The 20,351-nt window shown below is 67.7% G+C and carries 18 protein-coding genes and 1 riboswitch; of the genes, 11 read left to right on the forward strand and 7 right to left on the reverse strand.

Going from position 1 to position 20,351, the window contains the following annotated elements; all coding sequences use genetic code 11:
* Position 1: 1 nt before the first annotated feature.
* Entirely contained in the window at positions 2-1,024 is a 1,023-nt protein-coding gene (locus tag CXQ96_RS00930) for an MBL fold metallo-hydrolase (protein ID WP_181036312.1), read from the forward strand.
* Between the two features lie 62 nt (positions 1,025-1,086).
* On the forward strand, positions 1,087-1,560 hold the full coding sequence (locus tag CXQ96_RS00935) for a MarR family winged helix-turn-helix transcriptional regulator (RefSeq protein WP_104116157.1): 474 nt from the start codon (positions 1,087-1,089) through the stop codon (positions 1,558-1,560).
* Positions 1,561-1,564: 4 nt separating this feature from the next.
* On the opposite strand, the gene CXQ96_RS00940 is transcribed toward CXQ96_RS00935, so the two are convergent.
* Positions 1,565-1,879 (reverse strand): hypothetical protein, encoded by a 315-nt coding sequence (locus CXQ96_RS00940; RefSeq protein ID WP_104116158.1) that lies wholly within the window; start codon positions 1,877-1,879, stop codon positions 1,565-1,567.
* Between the two features lie 192 nt (positions 1,880-2,071).
* Here CXQ96_RS00940 and malQ point away from each other — a divergent pair, with 192 nt between their 5' ends.
* Positions 2,072-4,243, forward strand: a complete 2,172-nt coding sequence (gene malQ / locus CXQ96_RS00945) for a 4-alpha-glucanotransferase (RefSeq protein ID WP_104116159.1) — start codon at positions 2,072-2,074, stop codon at positions 4,241-4,243.
* Between the two features lie 55 nt (positions 4,244-4,298).
* On the forward strand, positions 4,299-5,264 hold the full coding sequence (locus CXQ96_RS00950) for an NAD(P)/FAD-dependent oxidoreductase (protein WP_104116160.1): 966 nt from the start codon (positions 4,299-4,301) through the stop codon (positions 5,262-5,264).
* A gap of 159 nt (positions 5,265-5,423) precedes the next feature.
* Here the strand turns inward: CXQ96_RS00950 and CXQ96_RS00955 are convergent, their stop codons facing one another.
* Positions 5,424-5,852 carry a hypothetical protein gene (locus CXQ96_RS00955; protein WP_104116161.1) on the reverse strand — a complete coding sequence of 143 codons (429 nt, stop codon included), beginning with the start codon at positions 5,850-5,852 and terminating at the stop codon, positions 5,424-5,426.
* Positions 5,853-6,032: 180 nt separating this feature from the next.
* Here CXQ96_RS00955 and CXQ96_RS00960 point away from each other — a divergent pair, with 180 nt between their 5' ends.
* Positions 6,033-7,292, forward strand: a complete 1,260-nt coding sequence (locus CXQ96_RS00960) for a multidrug effflux MFS transporter (protein WP_104116162.1) — start codon at positions 6,033-6,035, stop codon at positions 7,290-7,292.
* 157 nt (positions 7,293-7,449) lie between these two features.
* On the opposite strand, the gene CXQ96_RS00965 is transcribed toward CXQ96_RS00960, so the two are convergent.
* Complete coding sequence (locus CXQ96_RS00965) at positions 7,450-7,701, reverse strand: hypothetical protein (protein WP_104116163.1); 252 nt, start codon at positions 7,699-7,701, stop codon at positions 7,450-7,452.
* 80 nt (positions 7,702-7,781) lie between these two features.
* Between CXQ96_RS00965 and CXQ96_RS00970 the strand changes: the two genes are divergently transcribed.
* Positions 7,782-8,918: a DNA-formamidopyrimidine glycosylase family protein gene (locus tag CXQ96_RS00970; RefSeq protein WP_258058709.1), complete on the forward strand. Its 1,137-nt coding sequence runs from the start codon at positions 7,782-7,784 to the stop codon at positions 8,916-8,918.
* Positions 8,919-9,032: 114 nt separating this feature from the next.
* Here CXQ96_RS00970 and CXQ96_RS00975 read toward each other — a convergent pair whose 3' ends face one another.
* From CXQ96_RS00975 to CXQ96_RS00990, 4 genes are all read right to left on the reverse strand, one after another.
* A complete protein-coding gene (locus CXQ96_RS00975) occupies positions 9,033-10,289 on the reverse strand; it encodes a glycoside hydrolase family 26 protein (RefSeq protein ID WP_181036313.1) in 1,257 nt (418 codons plus the stop codon).
* 16 nt (positions 10,290-10,305) lie between these two features.
* A riboswitch (cyclic di-GMP riboswitch) is annotated at positions 10,306-10,380 on the reverse strand.
* Between the two features lie 193 nt (positions 10,381-10,573).
* A complete protein-coding gene (locus CXQ96_RS00980; RefSeq protein ID WP_104116164.1) occupies positions 10,574-11,788 on the reverse strand; it encodes an ROK family transcriptional regulator in 1,215 nt (404 codons plus the stop codon).
* 149 nt (positions 11,789-11,937) lie between these two features.
* The gene (locus tag CXQ96_RS00985; RefSeq protein ID WP_104116165.1) at positions 11,938-12,411 is read right to left on the reverse strand and encodes an aminoacyl-tRNA deacylase; all 474 of its coding nucleotides are present in this window, start codon (positions 12,409-12,411) and stop codon (positions 11,938-11,940) included.
* A 144-nt stretch (positions 12,412-12,555) separates the two neighbouring features.
* Positions 12,556-14,637 carry a glycosyl hydrolase gene (locus tag CXQ96_RS00990; RefSeq protein ID WP_104116166.1) on the reverse strand — a complete coding sequence of 694 codons (2,082 nt, stop codon included), beginning with the start codon at positions 14,635-14,637 and terminating at the stop codon, positions 12,556-12,558.
* Positions 14,638-14,804: 167 nt separating this feature from the next.
* On the opposite strand from CXQ96_RS00990, the gene CXQ96_RS00995 reads away from it, so the two are divergent.
* The 5 genes from CXQ96_RS00995 to CXQ96_RS01015 all read left to right on the forward strand — a co-directional run bounded on the left by CXQ96_RS00995 (position 14,805) and on the right by CXQ96_RS01015 (position 20,324).
* Positions 14,805-16,505, forward strand: a complete 1,701-nt coding sequence (locus tag CXQ96_RS00995; protein WP_104116167.1) for an ABC transporter substrate-binding protein — start codon at positions 14,805-14,807, stop codon at positions 16,503-16,505.
* 99 nt (positions 16,506-16,604) lie between these two features.
* Entirely contained in the window at positions 16,605-17,594 is a 990-nt protein-coding gene (locus tag CXQ96_RS01000; protein ID WP_104116168.1) for an ABC transporter permease, read from the forward strand.
* Between the two features lie 8 nt (positions 17,595-17,602).
* Positions 17,603-18,562, forward strand: a complete 960-nt coding sequence (locus tag CXQ96_RS01005; protein WP_104116169.1) for an ABC transporter permease — start codon at positions 17,603-17,605, stop codon at positions 18,560-18,562.
* Positions 18,563-18,699: 137 nt separating this feature from the next.
* Entirely contained in the window at positions 18,700-19,536 is an 837-nt protein-coding gene (locus tag CXQ96_RS01010) for an ABC transporter ATP-binding protein (protein ID WP_104116460.1), read from the forward strand.
* Positions 19,533-20,324, forward strand: a complete 792-nt coding sequence (locus tag CXQ96_RS01015) for an ABC transporter ATP-binding protein (RefSeq protein WP_104116170.1) — start codon at positions 19,533-19,535, stop codon at positions 20,322-20,324. Before CXQ96_RS01010 ends, CXQ96_RS01015 begins: the two co-directional genes overlap by 4 nt.
* Positions 20,325-20,351 lie beyond the last annotated feature (27 nt).

Consider the following 20,351-nt stretch of genomic DNA (forward strand, 5'->3'; position numbering starts at 1 on the left):
CGTGGACAGCACCAGCAGGCAGCAGGAGGAGGCGCTCGAGCGCGGTGACCTACCGCCGCTGGAGCAGGTGCGCGACGACGTCTGGGCCCTCGCGCAACCGATGCCCGGCGACCACCTCGCCTACTCCTTCACCTACCTGCTGCGGGATACCGACGGTGGCGTCCTCGTCGTCGACCCGGGCTGGGACTCCGACGAGAACTGGCAGCGGCTGACCGATGCGCTGCACCAGCTCGTCCCGGGGTGTTCAGGGGCGGATGTCGTGACGGGCATCATCGGCACGCACCTGCACCCGGACCACGTGGGAATGGCCGGTCGCTTGCGTGACGCGTCGGGAGCCACGCTCGGGATGCATGTCCTCGAGCGTGAGGCGCTCGAACGGCACTGCGCCCGGGCAGTCGGTGATGTGCCGGCGGACGATCGGCTGGAGACGTGGGGTGTACCGTCCGAGCGGAGGGCGGAACTCGCCCAGTACGTGGATCGCTCGCCCGAGGGGCTCGTCCTGGCGGTCGATCGGGAGCTCGCCGACGGCGACGTCCTCTCCGTCCCGGGATTCCGGCTCGAGGTCATGGCGACCCCCGGGCACACAGCCGGCCACCTCTGCCTGCGTGACGACGCCCGCGGCCTCCTCCTGACGGGTGACCACGTGCTGCCGACTGTCTTTCCCGGTCTCGGGCTGGGTGGAGAAACACCGTCCAACCCGCTTGCCGATTACTTGGCATCGATCGACGCCGTGTGCCGGTATCCGGACCACGAGGCGCTGCCGGGACACGGTTACCGGTTCTGCGGCGTTGCCGAGAGGGCCCGGGAATGCGCGGACCACCATCTGAAGCGAGCGCGGGAGGTCGCCGAGGTCGTGGCGGCCGGGGGCGGACGGCCAGGAGAGCCCAGGATCTGGGACATCGCCTCGCTCGTCACCTGGACCGCGGGCTGGAAGGGGCTGCACGGGTTCCAGCTGTTGTCCGCCCTCCACCAGACGCAGATGCACCTGGACTTCATCCGGAGCGGCGGACTTGCCCTTCGCTGAAATCTTCGGACTTTTCCGTGGAAGGTGGCGCTCGTTCCTACGGGCATCTATACGCTTCCTCCATGGAGATTGCGGAGGGGCCCGACGGCAGGGAGTTCGATCGCGCTATCGAGGTGCTGGAGGAGCAGACGAGCGTGCTGTGGCGCCGCGAGCGGACGACATCGCATTCGCTTGCGAAGACCGTCCATCCCGAGATGGAACCGGCAGCCTACGGGATCCTGACCCTGCTGCAGCGCGAGGGATCGCTGAGGGCGACGGACATCGCCAACAGCATCGGCGTCGGCAAACCGTCCGTGAGCCGGCAGCTCGCGGGGCTCGAGCGACTGGGCCTCGTCAGCCGGCAGCTCGATCCGGATGACGCCCGGTCCCAGCGGGTCGTGCTGACGCCGCTCGGGAAGCAGCAGCTCACCACCGCACAGACCGGACGGCGCAATGCCTTCAACGACCTCATGCGCAGCTGGAAGCCGGAGGACGTGGCGAGCCTCGGCTCGCTGATCGCACGCCTGAACAGCACCTACACGAAGGACACCTGGTAACGGGTCAGTCCCCGCTCCAGCCCGATCCCTCACGGAAGCTTCCTACGCGCCGGCCCGCTCCGGCCTCGAGGGAGTCCTCCGAGTCCTCGAAGAGCTCGCCCGCGTCGGCCTTGCTGTGGAGGAGGAGCTGCTCCGCTTCGGCACGAGCCTCGTCCAGCGTGCCCGCCAGAATGCGGCTGCGGGCGGGCAGGGCGTCCATGTGGATCACGCGCTCGGCCGTCTCGCCGACGGGAACCGTGAAGCCGTCAATGGCGTCGTCGACGGGCACCTCCGCGCCGTCATTCTCCGCGGGGACGAGGTATTCGAGGAAGTAGGCCATGCTTCACAGTTGCACCGGGAGGGGAACCGTCGCCACCCGGACGGTGGAGCGCCGGAAGCTTGTCCGGCGCGCGGTGGGCTGCTAGCGGGGCCGGATCCGGCCGGGTAGCGGGAGCCGGAAGTGCCGCGTCAAATCAGGGGGAAGGTACCGGGCCGGATGCGCAGCCTGCTGATCGACGCCTAGATTGGTGGAATGGCAGACACGACGCAGCAAGAAGAAGCCCCCCGGAAGACCCCGACTCCCCTCGAGCAGCTTGCGGAGGCCCACCGCGTCGGCACCACCTTCAAGGGATGGGACGGCGAGCCGGCGCGCGTGGCGCCGGACACGCTCGTGGCGGTGCTCGCCGCGCTCGGTGTCGACGCGTCCTCCGACGCGGCGATCACCCATGCCCTGGAAGCCGTCGACGCCGGGCCGTGGCGCTCCGTGCTGCCCGCCGTCGTCGTCGTGCGCGAGAGCGACGACGACCCCGTGACGATCCACGCGCCCGCGGGCGCCGGGGTGGACCTGTGGGTCGTCGACGAGGACGGCACCCGCTTCACCGGAACGGTGGAAGAGGCGACGGTGACCCGGTCCATCGATGGGCAGGACATCGAGCGGAGGAATGGCACCTTGCCGCCTTCGCTGCCCCTCGGCTGGCACACGCTGCACGCGAGCGTCGACGGACAGGAGTCCTCCTGCACCCTCGTGGTGACGCCTGACCGGTTGAGCACGACGGCGTCGCTCATGGACCGACGCACCTGGGGACTGATGGCCCAGCTGTACTCCGTCCGCTCATCGCGGTCGTGGGGCATCGGAGATCTCGCCGACCTCGGTCAGATCGCCGTCGCCGCCGCGGCGCACGGCGGCGACTTCGTGCTGGTGAACCCGTTGCACGCCGCGGAGCCCGTACCTCCCGTGGAGCCGTCGCCCTATCTCCCGACGACGCGGCGCTACTTCCATCCCCTGTACCTGCGCATCGAGGACATCCCTGAGTACTCGCGGCTGGGTGATCCCGCGCAGGCGCGGGTGCAGGAGCTCGCTGCCGGCTTCCGAGCCGCCAACACGACCGCGGACCTGCTGGACCGGGACTCGTCCTACGCGGCGAAGCTCGAAGCGCTCGAACTCGTCTTCGCCGTCGAGCGGCCCGAACAGCGTCAGCGGGATTTCGACTCCTACCGATCCCATCAGGGCCAGGGCCTCGCCGACTTCGCGCTGTGGTCCGCGCTCGCCGAGACCCTCCCCCCGGGCGCGCCGGAATGGAACGACGTCGGGCGCCCCGGCTCGGCGGGCGCCCGCGAGTTCGCGGAGCGGCACGCGGCACGGATCGAATTCCATGAGTGGCTGCAGTGGCTTGTGGACGAGCAGTTGCAGGAAGCCCAGCTGGAAGCCACCGGTGCCGGCATGTCCATCGGCGTGGTGCACGACCTCGCTGTGGGCGTGCACCCGAGCGGAGCCGACGCGTGGGCGCTGCAGGACGTCCTTGCGACCGGAATCAGCGTGGGGGCTCCGCCGGACATGTTCAACCAGCACGGCCAGGACTGGAGCCAGCCGCCGTGGCATCCGGAACGGCTCGCCGAGTCGGGCTACGCGGCCTTCAGGGACATGCTCCGGAACATACTGCGTCACGCCGGTGGGATCCGGGTGGACCATATCCTCGGCCTGTTCCGCCTATGGTGGATCCCGCAGGGCAAGGCGCCGGGCGCGGGAGCGTACGTGTACTACGACCACGAGGCCCTGATCGGCATCCTCGCGCTCGAGGCGGAGCGTGCCGGTGCGATCGTCGTCGGCGAGGACCTCGGCGTCTTCGAGCCGGGCGTGCAGGAGTACCTGGGGGAGCGCGGCATCTTCGGAACCTCGATCCTGTGGTTCGAACAGGACGAGGATGGGCCCCTGCCCCCGGAGTCGTATCGCAAGGGCTGCCTGACGACGGTCACCGTCCACGACCTTCCGCCCAGCGCCGGCTACCTCGCGGGCGAGCACGTGACCCTGCGCGAGAAGCTCGGGCTGCTGAGCCGCCCCGTCGAGGAGGAACGCGCCGAGGACCGTGCCACCCAGGAGAAGTTCCTGGCGCTCCTCCGGGAGCGCGGTCTTCTCCCGAGCGGGACGGCGACCGTCCAGGAGACAGTCGAGGCATTGCACGGCTTCATCGCGCAGACGCCGTCCGTGCTGCTCGGAGTCGCGTTGGCCGACGCCGTCGGCGAACGCCGTACCCAGAACCAGCCGGGCACGAACGACGAGTACCCCAACTGGCAGATCCCGCTCGCCGATGCCGACGGCACCGCCGTCCTCGTGGAGGACATCGCCGGGAACCAGCGGTTCTCGTCGCTCGTCGCGGCACTGGGTCTACCGTCCGCAGACGGGGCGGAAACGGGGCCCGCCGCCTGATCGCAAGCAGAATCTGCTGCCGCGCGGGGTCGACGGTGCGTGGTCGGATAGAGGAATGAACAAGCAGGAGAAATTCGACGTCGTCATCGTCGGCGGTGGAGTTGCGGGACTGAGCACCGCACTCGTCCTCGGCCGGGCCAGGCGGAACATCGTCGTCATCGATGCCGGAACACCGCGCAACGCCCCGGCGGAAGCCGCCTACGGCTTCATCACACGCGACGGCACCGCGCCGGAGCAGCTGCTCTCGCTCGCCCGTGAGGATCTGGAGCCATACGCGGTGCAGTTCCTCGAGGGCAGTGCGGAACGTGCGGCCCGGACGACGACCGGCTGGTCCATCCGCGCCGAGGACGGGACGACCGTGCAGGGGCGCCAACTGGTTCTCGCTTCCGGCCTGCGTGACATCCTCCCCGAGGTGGGCGGTGCGCGTGAGGCGTGGGGGCGGGGACTGCTCCAGTGCCCGTACTGCCACGGCTGGGAGGTGCGGGACCAGGCACTCGGCGTACTCGGTTCAGCCGAGACCTCCATCCATCAGGCGATCCTGCTCCGGCAATGGTCTGACGACGTGACCTTCTTCCCCCATCTCCTCGGGCCGCTCTCCGACGAGGACGAGCGACGGCTCCGTAACCGCGGGGTCCGGGTGGTCGAAGGGACGGTGGAGGGCTTCGCCCTCGGACAGGCCGACGGCGGCGGACCGCGTTCCATCCGTGGTGTTCGGCTGGAGGACGGGTCGCTCGTCCCGTGCGCCGCCATTTTCTGCGAACCGGGTGCCGATGCCGGCACGCCGCTGCTCTCCGACCTGGGCTGCGAGATGCGCGACGACGGCTGTGTGGTGACCGACGATATCGGGCGCACGACCGTGGAGCGCGTGTGGGCCGTCGGCAATGCCGCTGATCCCGCGGCGCAGCTCGTGCCGGCGGCGGGAGACGCCTACCGCGCCGCTGTCGCCATCAATGCGATGCTCGTCGAGGAGGACTGCGAGCTGTGTGTGGACGCGGAGGAGACCGTCAGCGGAAGCGTCTGATTCGCATCCCTTCGGCGTTCCGAGGCGGCCCCATCGCCCGAGTGAGCATGCTTCCAGCCCCGCGGTAGGGGTGCGCCGGACGTGGATCCGCGATGGACGCAGGAGGGCCCGGGCACGACCCGGGCCCTCCTGCGTCGTCCATTCGCGGTGGGTTCGGTCCTACCTCTGGGGGTCCGGGCGGGTTGCCTCGTCCTGCGCCTCGAACGGTGTGTCCGCGATGTGGCTGGGATCCCCGCCGCTGGGGCCCGTGTCCGTGGGGGCTCCCGTGTCCATGGCAGTCACGACCGGTGGCACGTCCAGGGGGAGATCGCCGCTCGCGCCGATGTCCTTCCCTGGATCCTGCGGCGCCTTGGCGCCGTCGTTCGATCCCGAGCCGCCTCTCTTCAGCACGCCCTTGAGGGAGTCCTGCACTTCCGGCGCCTTGCTCTTGAGGGTGCCGGTCGTCGAGGCAACAGTCTCCTGCACTCTCGGACTGTTCCAGAGCTGCTGCGCCTTCGTCTTGAGCTGCTCGTAGCCCTGGCGTCCTGCCCGCGTGCCGAGGACATAACCGGCCGCCATTCCTGCGCCGAAAACGAGTTTGTTCTTCATGCCGTTCTCCTATCGGTGGACTGCGTTGCCCTCGAATCTAGACCACGCTGCCGAGCGGAGCGAGGGAACTTTCCCGGAACCGGCAGCCTGTACAAGAGACGCAGAGGTTCCGTCGGGACTACCAGTGGTTGATCCGATGCGGAAGGATAGACCGGAAAGCGCTATCCAGCCGAGGAGATCATGACCGTTCCGCAGCACACCCTTCGAGACCGCCGTCACGGGTCTGGCCAGGCTCCCCGGCGCGTCCTGCTCCTCGTGGCTGCCCTCGCGATGCTGCAGGTGATCTGGCCGCTGACCATGGACCTGTACCTGCCGTCCTTCCCGGCCATCCGACGGGAGTTCGGCGCCGACGAGAGCGGGGTGCAGCTGACCCTGACCGCGGCCTTCATCGGCATGGGGATCGGCCAACTGGCATCCGGTCCGGTCTCGGACGCCGTCGGTCGTGCTCGCCCACTGGCGGTGATGATCGTGCTGTACTGCCTCGCAACGGCGTCGTGCGCCCTCGCCCCTTCAATGGGGTGGCTCGTGGCGAGCAGGGCTTTTCAGGGCATGGGCTCCGCGGCGTGCGCGGTCATAGCACTCGCCGTCGTCCGCGACCTCTACAGCGGGAAGCAGCTACTGGTGTTCCTTGCGCGCCTCTCCATCGCGTCGGGCGTGTTCGTGGTCGCCTCACCCGCGCTCGGTGCGCAACTCCTGCAGATCGTGGGGTGGCGAGGCCTGTTCTGGGTTCTCCTCGGCTATGGCCTCGTACTGCTCTGCGTCGCCGGATCGATCCTGCTGCGGAACGAGACCCATCCGCCGGACCGCCGGTCACTCCGCAAGGGCGTGAGCCTGCGCGACGATTACCGCAACCTCCTCGGCGACGCGCAGTTCCGTTCCGTGGCTCTTGCCGGCGGACTGCTCTTCGCGGCGATGATGTCCTTCATGGCAGGGAGTGCATTCCTCCTGCAGGAGGTCTACGGCCTCACGCCGACGGGGTACGCGCTGCTGTTCGGGGCGCAGGGCGCGCTCATGGTCGTCGGTGCGCAAGTCGGCGGGCTGGTGGCCAGGCGAGCCTCCCCGGCACTCGCAGTTCGCGTCGGCGCCGTGGCGCTGGTGGTTTCTGCCGTCGTCCTGCTGCTGAGCGTGAGTCTTGCCCCGCAACTCGGCGTGTGGGGACTGATGGTGCCCATCATGGGGTTCACGACGTCGTTCGGGCTCGTGAACCCGGCTCTGCAGGCCACGGCCCTGGAGCATCACGGTCTCCGCGCCGGAACCGCTGCCTCCCTGCTGGGGGCGTCGAACATGGCCGGTGCGGCTGTGCTGGCGCCGGTCACAGGCGCGTTCGGACTGTCCTCACCCGTCCCCACCGCCATCGTGATGCTGAGCTGCGCCATCGTTGCCGCTGCGCTCCTGATGGGCGTCCTGAAGCCCGCCACGGGGTCCCGGGTTGCTGCATGAGTCGGGACGGCGCGGCGCGTGCGCAGCACTGCTCGCCGCGTGCCGAAGATCGGGTGGGCCGACGCCCGTAACGGCGCGTGCGGCGGACCGGGTGGCCGACGCCCGCGGCGGTTCATGAGGCGGGATCGGACCGGCCGACGCCTGCGGCGCCGACCTGTCAGGAAGAGCGGCGCGTCGATTCGACGGCGTCGGGCAGTGCCGGAGTGGACTCCGGCTGCTGGTCGCGGCGGTCGAGTTCCTCCGTCAGTTCCTCGTGGCGGATCTCGGTCTCCATGGACGGCTCGCCGTCATTCGCATACTCGTAGTCGAGCTCGCGGTGGATCCTGCTGTTGAGAACCTCGACCTCGGGCAATGCGAGTGCGGTGAGATCTTCCGGAAAGTCTTCGGACGGCGTCAGTCTGGTGCTCATGGGGGCCTGTTCGGTGAGACGACGGGGACACGTAACCGGGCCCGCTTCTAGACCGCGCTCTGCCGGGTGAGAGTCCGGCAGTGATAAATAGTATCGGTCCCCTACCGATAACGAAAGCAGCCGCTTCCTCCGTGGACGCGCTCTTCGGCTCCCAGTCCCTCTGGTCGTCGACGGTGGCGGGGACGGCGCCCATGGGCCAGAAGGCGCGTGCCACTGTGGTCAGCAGGAGGGCGAGGGTGTCCCTGGGGGTCCTGCTCTTCTCGACCGTGCTGGGTGCAGAACCTCAGGGACTGAGCGATGCCGAACGGGTACGCAACCGACCGTCAACAGGAGCTGGCACCTGGCCCAGACTGTCGGTGGCGGGCGCTAATCTGTCGCGGAGCGGCGGGAACGGTCAGGGAGGCAGCATGCCGGAGGGTGACAGCGTCTTCCGCCTTGCCATCAAATTGCGGGCGGCGCTCGACGGCCGCAGGCTCGCGCGCGGGGATCTGCGCGTCCCCGCACATGCAACCGATGCCCTGGACGGGATGAAGGTGCTCGAGCACGCGACCTACGGCAAACACCTGCTCACCCGGCTCGATGCGGGTCTCACGCTGCACACGCATCTGCGGATGCAGGGTTCCTGGACGATCACGGCTCCGGGCAGAACGCTGCCGCGCGCGGTGCTGCCGGACGCGCGGGTGATCCTCGGAGTGGAGAACGGCCCCACCGCGTACGGGCTCGGCATCCCCGTCGTCGATCTGCTGCCTACGCGCGCGGAGGTCGATGTCGTCGGGCACCTCGGGCCGGACCCGTTGCGGGACGACTGGTCCGCCGATGAGGCGGTGCGCCGCCTCCGCCGCGATCCCGGTGAGCGCATCATCGCGGCCCTGCTCGATCAACACAAGGTCGCCGGGTTCGGCAACCTTTGGGCGAACGAGCTGTGCTTCCTGCGCGGCGTGCATCCCGACACGGCGACGGCTGACGTCGACATCCCCGCCCTGGTGGCTCTCGGCGCGAGATGCCTTCGTTTCTCCGCCACGCAGCCCGGTGCCTATCAGGTCACCACAGGGAACACGCGCAAGGGGCAGCAGCATTGGGTTGCGGGCCGGGCCGGGAAGCCGTGCCTGCGATGCGGGACGACCGTACGCGTTCGAGCCGAAGTGCCGGGTGACGCGGGCCGTCGTCGGACATGGTGGTGTCCCCGCTGCCAGCCGCTGGTGGAATCTCCCGGATGACGGGCCCGCCCGGACCCCACATGCGGCGATCCGGTCCCGTTTGCGGGCAGCATGCAGCACCGACGGCGATGAGCCGGTACGACGAATGGCCCGGTCAAGCACTGACCCGGTGGGTCAGCGGCGGCTCGCGAGGCCGGCCCTGAACGCATCAGCCGAGGCCGTGGTGCTGTTGATGCGCCAGTCGGTTTCCTTGTTGATGTGGAACCAGACGAGCCCCATGACATCCTGCTGCGCCGAGAGATAGCCGAACAGGTTGGTGATCCACTGGGCCTTCGATCCGCCGCTCTCGGCCGAGGCGGTTTCCCCGATCATGATCGGGACGCCGGGAGCGAGCGTGCGGAGCTGGGCCAGGCCTTCGCCGAACAGCGCCTCGGGTTCCTGCCAGCCGCTCCAGGACTGCGACGTGCCCCAGTTGTATCCGTCCAATGCCACGACGTCCGCATACCCCTGGCCCGGGTACAGCGCCTCGAGCGGGGTCGAGCCCCAGTAGGGGACGTTCGGGCTCCAGACCCAGCTGATGTTGCTGGCCCCGGTCGATGCGACGACGTCGTGTACATGGCGGTAGGCCGCGATGTAGTCACCTGGGCCATTGCCGTTGACGCCTTCGGCCCACGGGTACCAGTCGCCGTTCATCTCGTGAGCGAACCGCAGGTACACGGGGTGACCCCATGTCGCGAGAGTGGTGCCCCATTCGCGCAGGTAGGCGTCGTAGTCCCCGGCGGCTATCCGGTCGAGGGAGTAGGCGGGCTGCGAGGTGCCGCCTCCCCAGGTCCAGGGCTCCCAGGTCAGGAGGGTCTCCGCTCCGCGGGCGCGCGCTGCGTCGAGCTCCGCGATCGGCGCCGGCTGGTTGAAGTCCTTGTAGGAGAGCACGATCGAGGGCGCCTCTCCCGCGAGGGCGGCCACCTCGTCCAGCTCGCCGCCGGCCGAGGGCCCGCCGTTGGTGCCGATCCCGAACCGGAGGGACTTGGGGGAGTCGTTCACGGGTGCGGGTTCGACGACGGTGAAGGCAGCTGTCGCGACGGCGGCACCGACCGTAGCCGTGACCGTGACCTGACCCGGCTGGGCAGGCATCATGATCGACGTCTGGAAATAGCCTGTGGACGTCGTCGTGATGGCCACCTTGGCGCTGCCGGCAACCACTGTTCCCTTGCTCCGCTTGGGAAATCCTGCTCCCGTCACGGCCACCGGCGTACCCGGCTCTCCGGAGGTGCTGCTGAGCGTGATCCTTGCCGGCTGGGCCGGGGCCGCCTGGGCGGGCGGAGGAGCCAGCCCGACCATGAGGGTGGCGATCGCCGTGGCGAGGAGGAGGAGCCGGAAGGCTGTTCCGCGGACGGGGCCAACGGATGATGGGGTAGCGGTGGCTGGAAGCATGATCGGCACCTACCTGGTCGGTAGCCCGGCTGACCGCGTGGGTCCCGTGGCTTTGCGTCCCCGGCTCGCGCCGGGTTTGCCCTCGACGCCGGGCGGGTGCCCGAGCGCCGTGTTCCACCCTGGCGGCGGAACGTCTCCCATTGTCCCCGGAAGCCCTGTCCTGTGGGCCGCTGCGAGCCCAAGGATGACGAAGGATTCCTGCAGTTCTCGCGCAGGACGGAGGGCTCGCCCGGTTCCCGGTTCCCGTCTTCCCCGGTAGGCGTCATCGTCCGGCGCGGGTCGGATCAGGCGAAGGACACCGACCGCAGGGTGCGCGGGGACAATCGGTCCTGCAGGACCAGGGTTGCGGCCCCGAGGGCCGCCGCGTCGTTCCCGTTGACCGACAGGCGGACCTCCACGGGATGAATGGCCCGTGCCATGGCCCGGTGCGACAGGGCCTCCGAAATGATGTCCACATAGAAGCCGCCGGCGGTCGAGAAGGCGCTGCCGGCGAGCACGATGAGTTGCAGGTCGAGGAGGTTCACCATTGAGATCACCGCGCTCGCCACGTACTCGGCAGACTCGTGCATCAGTCGCAGGGCGGTCTCGTCACCGTTCGTCGCGGCCGTCCCCACGGCAGCGAAGTCTTCGGAGATCACTCCCGTGAGCGGGATGTCGAGGTCGCCCCGGGCAGCAGCTTCGGCTGCCTGCGCGACGACGATCCTCGGGCTCGCATACAGCTCGAGGCAGCCGATGTTGCCGCAGGGACACTGCAGTCCCCTCGCATCCACCGTGACATGCCCGATCTCGCCGACATTCGAGCTAACGCCCTGGTAGATGGTGCCGTCCATGACGATGCCCGAGCCGATGCCGGACCCCATGTAGACGGAGGCGTAGTTCGCGTAGCCCTCGGTGGCACCGAGCCAGTACTCGCCGATGGCCGCTGCCGTCGCGTCATTGTCGAACTCGCAGTGGAAGCCGGTGGTAGAGGACAGGGCGCGCCGGATGGGGAAGTCGCTCCAGATCTCGAGGGACGGAGCGTTTCGGACCGTACCTGCAGCGCGGTCCAGCGGGCCCGGAGTCGCGATGCCCATCCCCACGATGCTGTTGCGGTCCACACCGGACTCGAGGATGAGTGCGTCGATATCCCTGGTCATCCGGCTGACCACCGTCAGGGGAGAGGTGTCCCCAGGGCCGTCGACGCGTCGCCTGCCGATGACGTGGCCGCGCAGGTCCGCGATGATGTAGGTGATGTAGTCCTGGCCGATGTGTACTCCGACTCCGAGCCGGGATGCCGGGTTGAGTTCCAGGAACATGCGTGGTTTGCCGCCCGTGGATTCCCCACGGCCCGATTCGACGATGATGTCCTCCGTCAGGAGGGTCCGGACCAGCGTGGAGATGGTGGCCTGTGTCAGTCCGGTCTTCTCGGCGAGTTCCACACGGCTGATGGGTCCGCTGGAGCGGATCAGATCGATGACCTTGCCCCGGGAGGACTCGCGGCGGCGGGTCTTTTCGATCACGGTCAATGATAGCGCAGGGCTTAATAAAGTTGAAGGAGAAACTTTCGAGCCTACCGCGCAGCAGTAGAAAGCAGCACGAGTTTCGGCGCCTGCGCAGGTGAGGCTCGCTCGGTTTGCTACTCCCGCATCGTGGGGTAAGCGACGGGCGATCAGGAGGTGATGTCCCCGACGACGGCCTGGAGCGAGTCCAGGAGCGGGTCGGCGTCGGTGAACAGGAGGAAGTCCGAGGACCCGGAGCCCATGCCGATCCGACGCCCCCGAATCCGCTCGTCGGCATACACCGGAAGGACGCTCGCGCTGCCCAGTGGGGTAATGGTTCCGGACGCGTAGCCCGTTGCCTCCAGCGCCGCTTCCGGCGTCACGAGGGCGGCTTTGTTGACGGCCAGCAGAGACCGCAGCTTCACCCAGTCCAGGCGCCGGGTCCCAGGGATGAGCACGAAGACAGTCTCATTTCCGCTGACCTTGACCACCATCGTCTTCACGCCGTCGTCCGGCGTCAGGCCCTGCCCGGTCGCGGCAGCGTCGAATGCACCGTCGTCGCCCCTGGGTACAAGCGTGAGGCCGAGGCCCCGGGCCTCGGCATCACGTTCAGCGGGCAGGGGGCGGGTATCGGCGCTGCGCATCTGCCCATCGTAGGCCTCGCGCCATCGGGCTGGGACGGACCAGCAGGGTCGGGTCGTACTACCAACAGCAACACCCCACCGACGACGACGGCACGAAGCCGTCGTCGTCGGGCGAGAGGCATCCGCCGGCAGGAATGCGCGGTACTACCTCGCGATGATGTCGTCGACGTAGACGGTGCCGCTGGTGACGCCGGCACCACCCTGGCCCAGGTAGAGGCTGAACTGCGTGACCTTCGCGAGCTTCGCCGCATCGAGGACGGCACCGGCGTGTGCCGTGTCCCACGACGCCGGCGCGAACTCCGAGAACGGCGCTGATAGCTGCAGCGGCGCGGTGCCGGACAGCGGCACGTTGTACTCGAAGTAGATCCCGTCGGCCACGACCTGCAAAGTCGCGCCGGTACCGGAATCGTCCGGAAGCATCCAGGCGTCGAGGGTCGTGAAACCGGACCAGTCCTGATCCACCGTCCGGCCGATGCCCGTGTAGCTCTGCGACGTGAAGTCGTAGCTGTAGGACAGACCGTAACTGCCGGATGCCCTGTTCTCGGTCGAATGGGCGATCGAATTGACTCCGGCGCTCGTGTACGTCTCGTCGAGGGTCACATCGTCTCCCGAGTAACCCTCGAAGGTGTCGACCACGCCGGGCACGGCAACGGGGGCGGGTCCGAGGAGGAGGAGCGCCGAATCCGTGAAAGTGGCCTTCGAACCCCGGCCGTTGCCCTCTGTGACGGTGGCGCGCACGGTCGCCGTGCGCGCCTCCACGTTGCCGTCCGGAATGGTGTAGGTGCCGGTGTAGTAGCCCTGCTCGTCGAGTGCAAGGGGCTGTGCAGGCCCGCCGTCGACCGTGTAGGTGGCGCTGGCTTTCCTGACACCGGTCGCGCTGACGCGGATGGTCGCCGTCGTGCCGGTGACGCGCTGGCGATCGGTCGGCGTGACGATGTGGACGCTCGGCTGCTGCTTGACCGGCGTGGTGCGCCGGTCGAAGACATTCGTCAGGTCGCCCGCGAAATAACTCGCGGGGTCGGCGTGGAACGCACGGAAGTCCTGCATGAGTTCGTGCTCCGGCGTCGTCCCGAAGGCGGGGTACGGCACGTAGTGCTGTTCGAGGCCGAAGTTCGCCCAAGTCTGCGCGTACGCGATCCGCGCCGAGTCGGGATTGCTCCGCAACGCGTCGAGGATGCTGGTGTACCACTGCAGGTCGGGGTTCTGGCCGTTGGGCTTCAGCGCCCCGCTCATGCCGAATTCCGTCAGAGCGGAGATCTTCCCCTTCTCGTCCGCCAGTCGGGAGATCATGGCGGTGTCCGCGACGAGAGAATCGAGCCACTGCTGGCTGCCGTTCGTCCCGTCGTACAGGTCGTATCCCAGGATGTCGACGAAGTCGTCGCCGGGGTAGGTCTTCAGATAGGTCTCATCGGTACCACCGAACGTCCCGTTGGGCGAGTAGGCATACAGGAAGTTGTGGACACCCTTCGTGTCGCGAAGATACTCGACCGTATAGCGGAAGATCTCCTGGTACTCGGCACTCGTGGTGTGGCCTGCGCCCCACCAGAACCAGCCGCCGTTGTTCTCGTGCCAGGGCCGGAAGATGATCGGGATCTGCCGGCCGGACTCGTCGACGGACTTCGAGGCGACGTCCGCGAAGGCATCCAGGTAGTCAAGGAATGCGGCGTTGTCCGGCCCGCCGGGCAGGATCTGGCGGACGGCGTTGCCGCCGGTGTCGTTGTAGCGCCCGCCCGCCGCGAAGTTCGGGAAGTGGGCGCTGATGGTGTTGATTCCACCCAGCGCGTCGGCCTTCTGTATCCCGTCGACGAGCAGTTCGGCGTTCTCCTCCAGGGACGCACCCTGGATGCCCGGGCGCTCGTCGCCCGTGAGGATCAGGGAGTCCCAGCCGAAGATCGCCGGGAAGTCACCGACTCCGTTCCTCACGTCGGACGCCAGCCCGGCCGGCGCGGGATCGGTGACGGCGTAATCGGTGGTGTGCTGGTGCCCGAACAGGATGCCGGTGCCGCGCACCGACTGCAGGTAGGCGAAGAGGGAGCGCGTTTCTGCAGTGGCGCTGCCGTCCACGAGGTCGACGGCGACCGGAGGACCTCCGCGCTGGGCGCCGGGTGCCGGTGGGGCTGCCGAAGCGGGGCCGGCCGATACGAGCGCAGCAGCGAGCGCGCCGACGACCACGAGCGCCGTCACCGATCGTCTGCGGTACGAGGACCGGGATTCATGACGGAGCAATGCAGTTCTCCTTCGAAAGGCATTCCGGCGGGTCTGGGATGAGACGTAAGCCACTGACTTACTTGACTTAGATAATAAAGTGACCTAAGAAAGTAGTCAACGGTTCGTTCACAGGTGGTCGAACCGGCCGGCGGCACCGTGGCCGCCCACAGATGAAAGGTACAAAGATGTCCTCAACACTCTCGGCCTCCAGGCGACTGGGCCTGGCTGCTGCCGCGATGCTCAGCGTCGCAACCCTCGCCCTCAGTGGCTGCGCAGGCGGCGGGGGAGCATCGACTCGGGGCGGCGGTTCCGGGGGCTCGTCCGTCACCGTCTTCAATGGCGCCACAGGAACCATCTCGGAGAACTTCAACCCGTTCTCATCGACCGCGCTGCAGCCCACCCTGGGCGTGATTTTCGAGCCACTGTTCTGGTACAACGCGGCGTCCGACGAGCCACCCACGCCCCTGCTCGCCGAATCGTTCGAATGGAACGAGGACGGCACCCAGCTGACCATCAAGACACGTGAGGGCGTTCAGTGGTCCGACGGCGAGCCCTTCACCGCGAAGGACGTCGCCTTCACCTTCAACCTCGTCAACAAGACCCCGGAACTCAACACCACCGGGCTCTCGGCAACGGCGGAGGCCACGGATGACACCACCGCGGTCCTGACCTTCCAGGAGAACTCCTTCATGCAGGAGCCGAGCGTGCTCGGCAACCGCGGCATCGTGCCCGAACACATCTGGAAGGACGTCACGGATCCCATCACGGAAGTCAACTCCAACCCCGTCGGAACCGGCCCCTTCAAGGTCAAGGACTTCACGCCGCAGAGCTACCTCCTCGAGAAGAACGACCTCTACTGGGAGGAGGGCAAGCCCGCCATCAACGAGGTGCGCTACATCTCGCTCGAGAGCGCCGATGCCGCCACCGGCGCGCTGCTGGCCGGAGAGGTGGACTGGATGAGCTCCTTCCTGCCCGGCCTCGAACAGATCCTCGCGGACAACGAGAACCTCTCCTACGTGAACACCCCCGCTCTCACGGCGTCGATCTTCACCTGCTCCAACGAGGAGCTGGGATGCGAGGGACCGCAGACCGACCCCGCGGTGCGCCAGGCCATCTACCAAGGAATCGACCGCGAGCAGCTCAACGCGCTCGCGGGCGGTGGCTTCGCCGAGACGGCGTCACCCACGCTGGTCATTCCCGAGCGCGACGCCGACTGGATCGCGGACCCCGAGAACCTCGAGACTCCCGCCAACGCCAACGTCGAGGAAGCGAAGCAGATCCTCGAGGACGCCGGCTGGGTCGAGGGCAGCGACGGCATCCGCGAGAAGGACGGCGAGAGGCTTTCGCTCGGCATCCAGACCGTGACGGGCTACAGCGACTTCATCTCGCTCAACGACGCCATGTCGCAGCAGCTGCGCGAGGTCGGCATCGAGCTCAACCCGACGTCGATCACCTACAACGAGTGGATCAACAACCTCAACATCGGTCAGTACCAGCTCACGCTCGAGTCGATCGGCCTGCAGCCCTCCAACAACCCGTACTACTCCTACGAGAAGTGGTACAACTCGGCGAACACGACGCCGGTGGGTGAGTCCGCGCTGAACAACAACACCTCGCGCTACAGCAATCCGAAGGTCGACGCGGCACTCGCGGCCGCACGGTCGACGAACGACGAGGCGGTCCAGAAGGAGCAGTACGGCATCATCCAGGAGGAGATCGTCCGGGACATGCCGTACATCCCGATCTATGTGAACTCACTCCTGAGTGAGTTCAGCACCGAGCGCGCCACCGGCTGGCCCACGAACGAGGACCCCTATGCCCTCGCGGCCACCTGGAAGGCCTGGGACAACGGCATCGTGCTGAAGAACATCACGCCTGCCGAGTAAGCAGCCCTCCACCCCGAGCCATGAGCGGGGCGAAGCGTCCTCGCGATGCTTCGCCCCGCCCGTGGCCGCGCCTCGACCAGCTGTGGAAAGTCGATATCCATGAAATACATCCTTCAGAAGCTCGGGTTCTACCTCGTGGCCTTCTGGGCCGCGCTGACGGTCAATTTCTTCCTTCCGCGGCTCCTCCCGGGGAACCCCGTGGACATCATGCTCGCGAAGCTCGCGCAGCGCGGGCCGGTGACACCCGAGGCGCGCGAGGCCGTCGAGCTCCTCCTCGGGACCAATACCCAGGCGCCGCTGGTGGTGCAGTACTGGCAGTACCTGGGCAAGCTGTTCACCCTCGACCTCGGGACGTCCGTGGCCTTCTTCCCCGCCTCCGTCACCGACATCATCGGGCAGACACTGCCGTGGACCGTCGGCCTCATCGGGATCGCCACCGTCATCTCCTTCGTCCTCGGCGTCGGGCTCGGCATGCTGGCCGGGTGGAAGCGCGGTTCGTGGCTGGACAACCTGATCCCGGTGACCACCATGCTGCAGTCGGTCCCCTACTTCTGGCTTGCGCTGATCCTGCTGTTCGTCCTCGGCGGGATGTGGGATCTGTTCCCGCTGAACGGTGGCTACAACGTCTACGAGGTGAGCCCTGGCTGGAACTGGGCCTTCATCGGCAGCGTGATCTACTACGGCACCCTCCCAGCCCTGACCATCGTGATCTCCTCCGTCGGCGGCTGGATGCTCGGTATGCGCAACATGATGGTCTCCACGCTCTCGGACGACTACATCCTGACGGCGGAGGCAAAGGGACTGCGGCCCATGAGGATCATGACCACCTACGCCGCACGCAACGCGGTCCTCCCCTCGGTCGCCGGTTTCGCCATCTCGCTCGGCTTCGTGGTGGCGGGCTCGATCGTCACCGAAGCGGTGTTCTCCTACCCCGGCATCGGCTCGGCCCTCCTCAACGCGGTGGGCAGCAACGACTACTCGCTCATGCAGGGACTCTTCCTGGTGATCACGCTCTCCGTCCTCGGCGCGAACCTGCTCGTCGACCTCCTCTACTCGATCATCGATCCCCGCACCCGGGCCCGAAACTAGGATCCGCCATGACCACCACCACCCAGGACCCGGGAATCGCCGCCGCGAGTGCGCGCTCCTCCCGGCCCAAGCGCTCCCTGCCGCCCATGACCCCGAAGCTCGCAACGGGACTCCTGATCGCGGGCGGCATCACCCTCTTCGGGATCATCGCACCGTTCTTCGTCGGGGATCCGTCCCAGGTCAACAACGTCGGCCTCGCCGGCCCCGCTGACGGATTCATCCTCGGTACCACGCAGACCGGCCAGGACGTCTTCGCGCAACTGGCCTACGCGACGAGGGGATCGCTGACCGTCGGCCTGATCGTCGGAGTGCTGACCCTGTTCCTGTCCGCGTTCTTCGGCATCATCGGCGCCTACTTCGGCGGTTGGCTCGACGAGTCCTTCTCCCTGTTCACCAACGTGATGCTGGTGATACCGGGCCTTCCACTGGTCATCATCATCTCCAGCTACGTGCCCGAGAAGAGCATCCTCCTGGTGTCGGTGGTGCTGGCGATCACCGGCTGGGCGGGCTCTGCGCGCGTGCTGCGCGGCTTCACCCTCAGCGTGCGCAACCGCGACTACGTCGCTGCGGCCCGGGTGTCGGGAGAGAAGCCCTGGCGCATCCTCGGCGTCGAGATCCTGCCGAACCTCATCCCGCTCCTGGCCTCGCAGGTGGTGTTCGCCGTGATCTTCGCGATCCTCGGTGAGGCGGGCCTGTCCTTCCTCGGCCTCGGCGCCGCGGATTCCTTCACCTGGGGCACCATGCTCTACTTCGCCCAGAACGGGCTCGCCCTGCGGCTCGGCGCCTGGTGGTGGTTCGTCCCACCGGGACTGCTCATCGCACTGTTCGGCGCGGCGCTGGCACTCATCAACTTCTCCATCGACGAGATCATCAACCCCAAGCTGCGCTCGCAGACGCGCGCCACCCGCCGCTCCTGGAAGCTCTCGAAGGCCGAACTGCGCGCAGCCACCAAGGAGGACGTCCTGTGAGCAGCATCAACCAGGAATCAGGTGCCGTCGGCGTCAGTATCACCGACCTCGGCGATCGCGGGGCGCCGGCGGCCCGGCCGGGACGGGAGCGCCGCAGCGAGCGTGCGGCCGAGGCCCGCGAGCACCCCGTCCTGACGATGGACGACTTCAGCATCGAGTACAAGGGCGACCGCGTCGTGAGGGCAGTGAAGAACGTGACACTGTCCCTCGGCCGAGGGGAGATCCTCGGACTGGCGGGTGAGAGCGGCTGCGGGAAGTCGACCCTCGCCTACGGCATCAACCGGCTCCTGAAGCCTCCGGCGGTCATCACCGGCGGCAGCGCCCACTTCCACTCCCGCGAGGGCTACGTGATCGACCTCAACGAGCTCAGCGGGGAAGAGCTCCGGGCATTCCGCTGGGACAAGATCGCGATGGTCTTCCAGGGTGCGATGAACTCGCTGAACCCCGTGATCACCATCCAGCGGCAGATGGAGGACATCTTCTCCACGCACCGCCCGGACATGTCGAAGAAGGACCGACGCGCTGTGTGCGGGGACCTTCTCGAGCGCGTGGGCGTGGACCGGGACCGGCTGCGTTCCTACCCCCATGAGCTCTCCGGCGGCATGCGGCAGCGCGTCATGATCGCGATGGCGATGGCCCTCGATCCACAGGTCATGATCATGGACGAGCCCACCACGGCGCTCGACGTCGTCGTGCAGCGTGAGATCCTCCGTGAGATCACGCGGCTCCGTGCGGAACTGGGGTTCGCGGTCATCTTCATCACCCACGACCTCCCGCTGCTGCTGGAGATCAGCGACCGCATCGCGGTCATGCGCGAGGGCGAGATCGTGGAGCTGGGCGACGCGGTCGACCTGTACACGAACCCGCAGCATGCTTACACGAAGAAGTTGCTCGCATCCTTCCCCAGCCTCACCGGTGAGCGCGGCGACTTCATCCGCGGCGGATCGCGAATCCAGAACGGAGACCACGCATGAGCGCCCTCGAGGTGAAGGATCTCGTCAAGGAGTACAGGCTGCGCAACGGCCGGCACTCGAGCGCCCTGAAAGCCGTCAACGGCGTCAGCTTCTCGATCGACAGCGGCCGGACCGTTGCGCTCGTCGGCCAGAGCGGCAGCGGAAAATCCACGCTCGCCAAGCTGCTCATGCAGCTCGAGCGCCCGACCTCGGGAAGCATCACGCTCGACGGCGAGCCCGTCAGCAGGCGCGGTGCCGGCCTCCGGCAATACCGCAGCGACGTGCAGATGGTGTTCCAGGACCCCTTCGCGTCGTTGAATCCCTACCATACGATCGCTCATCACATCGGGCGCCCGCTCATCCTGCACGGCAAGGCGAAAGGCCGCGACGAGGTCATGGCCGGCGTCACCAAGCTACTCGAACGCGTGCGGCTGGACCCGGACATGGCGGAACGCAAACCGCATGAGCTCTCGGGCGGCCAGCGTCAGCGCATCGCTATCGCCCGTGCGCTCGCGCCCGAGCCGAAGATCCTGGTCGCGGACGAGCCGGTGTCCATGCTGGACGTCTCGATCCGCCTGGGCGTCCTGAACCTGCTGGCCGACCTGCAGCGGGAGGAGAATCTCGGGGTGTTCTACATCACGCACGACCTCGCGACCGCCCGTCACTTCTCCGACGACATCCTGGTGATGTTCAAGGGCGAGATCGTGGAGCGCGGGCCGGCCGACGACGTGATCCTGAACCCGCAGCACGAGTACACGCAGCTCCTCGCGGAAGCGGCCCCCAACCCGGAAAAACGCATCAGCGCCTGATTACAGGCCCCCGAACCGCAGGCGCAA

Origin of the sequence: Arthrobacter sp. B1805 (genome assembly GCF_002929745.1) — a bacterium.
In the GTDB taxonomy this organism is placed as follows: domain Bacteria; phylum Actinomycetota; class Actinomycetes; order Actinomycetales; family Micrococcaceae; genus Arthrobacter_D.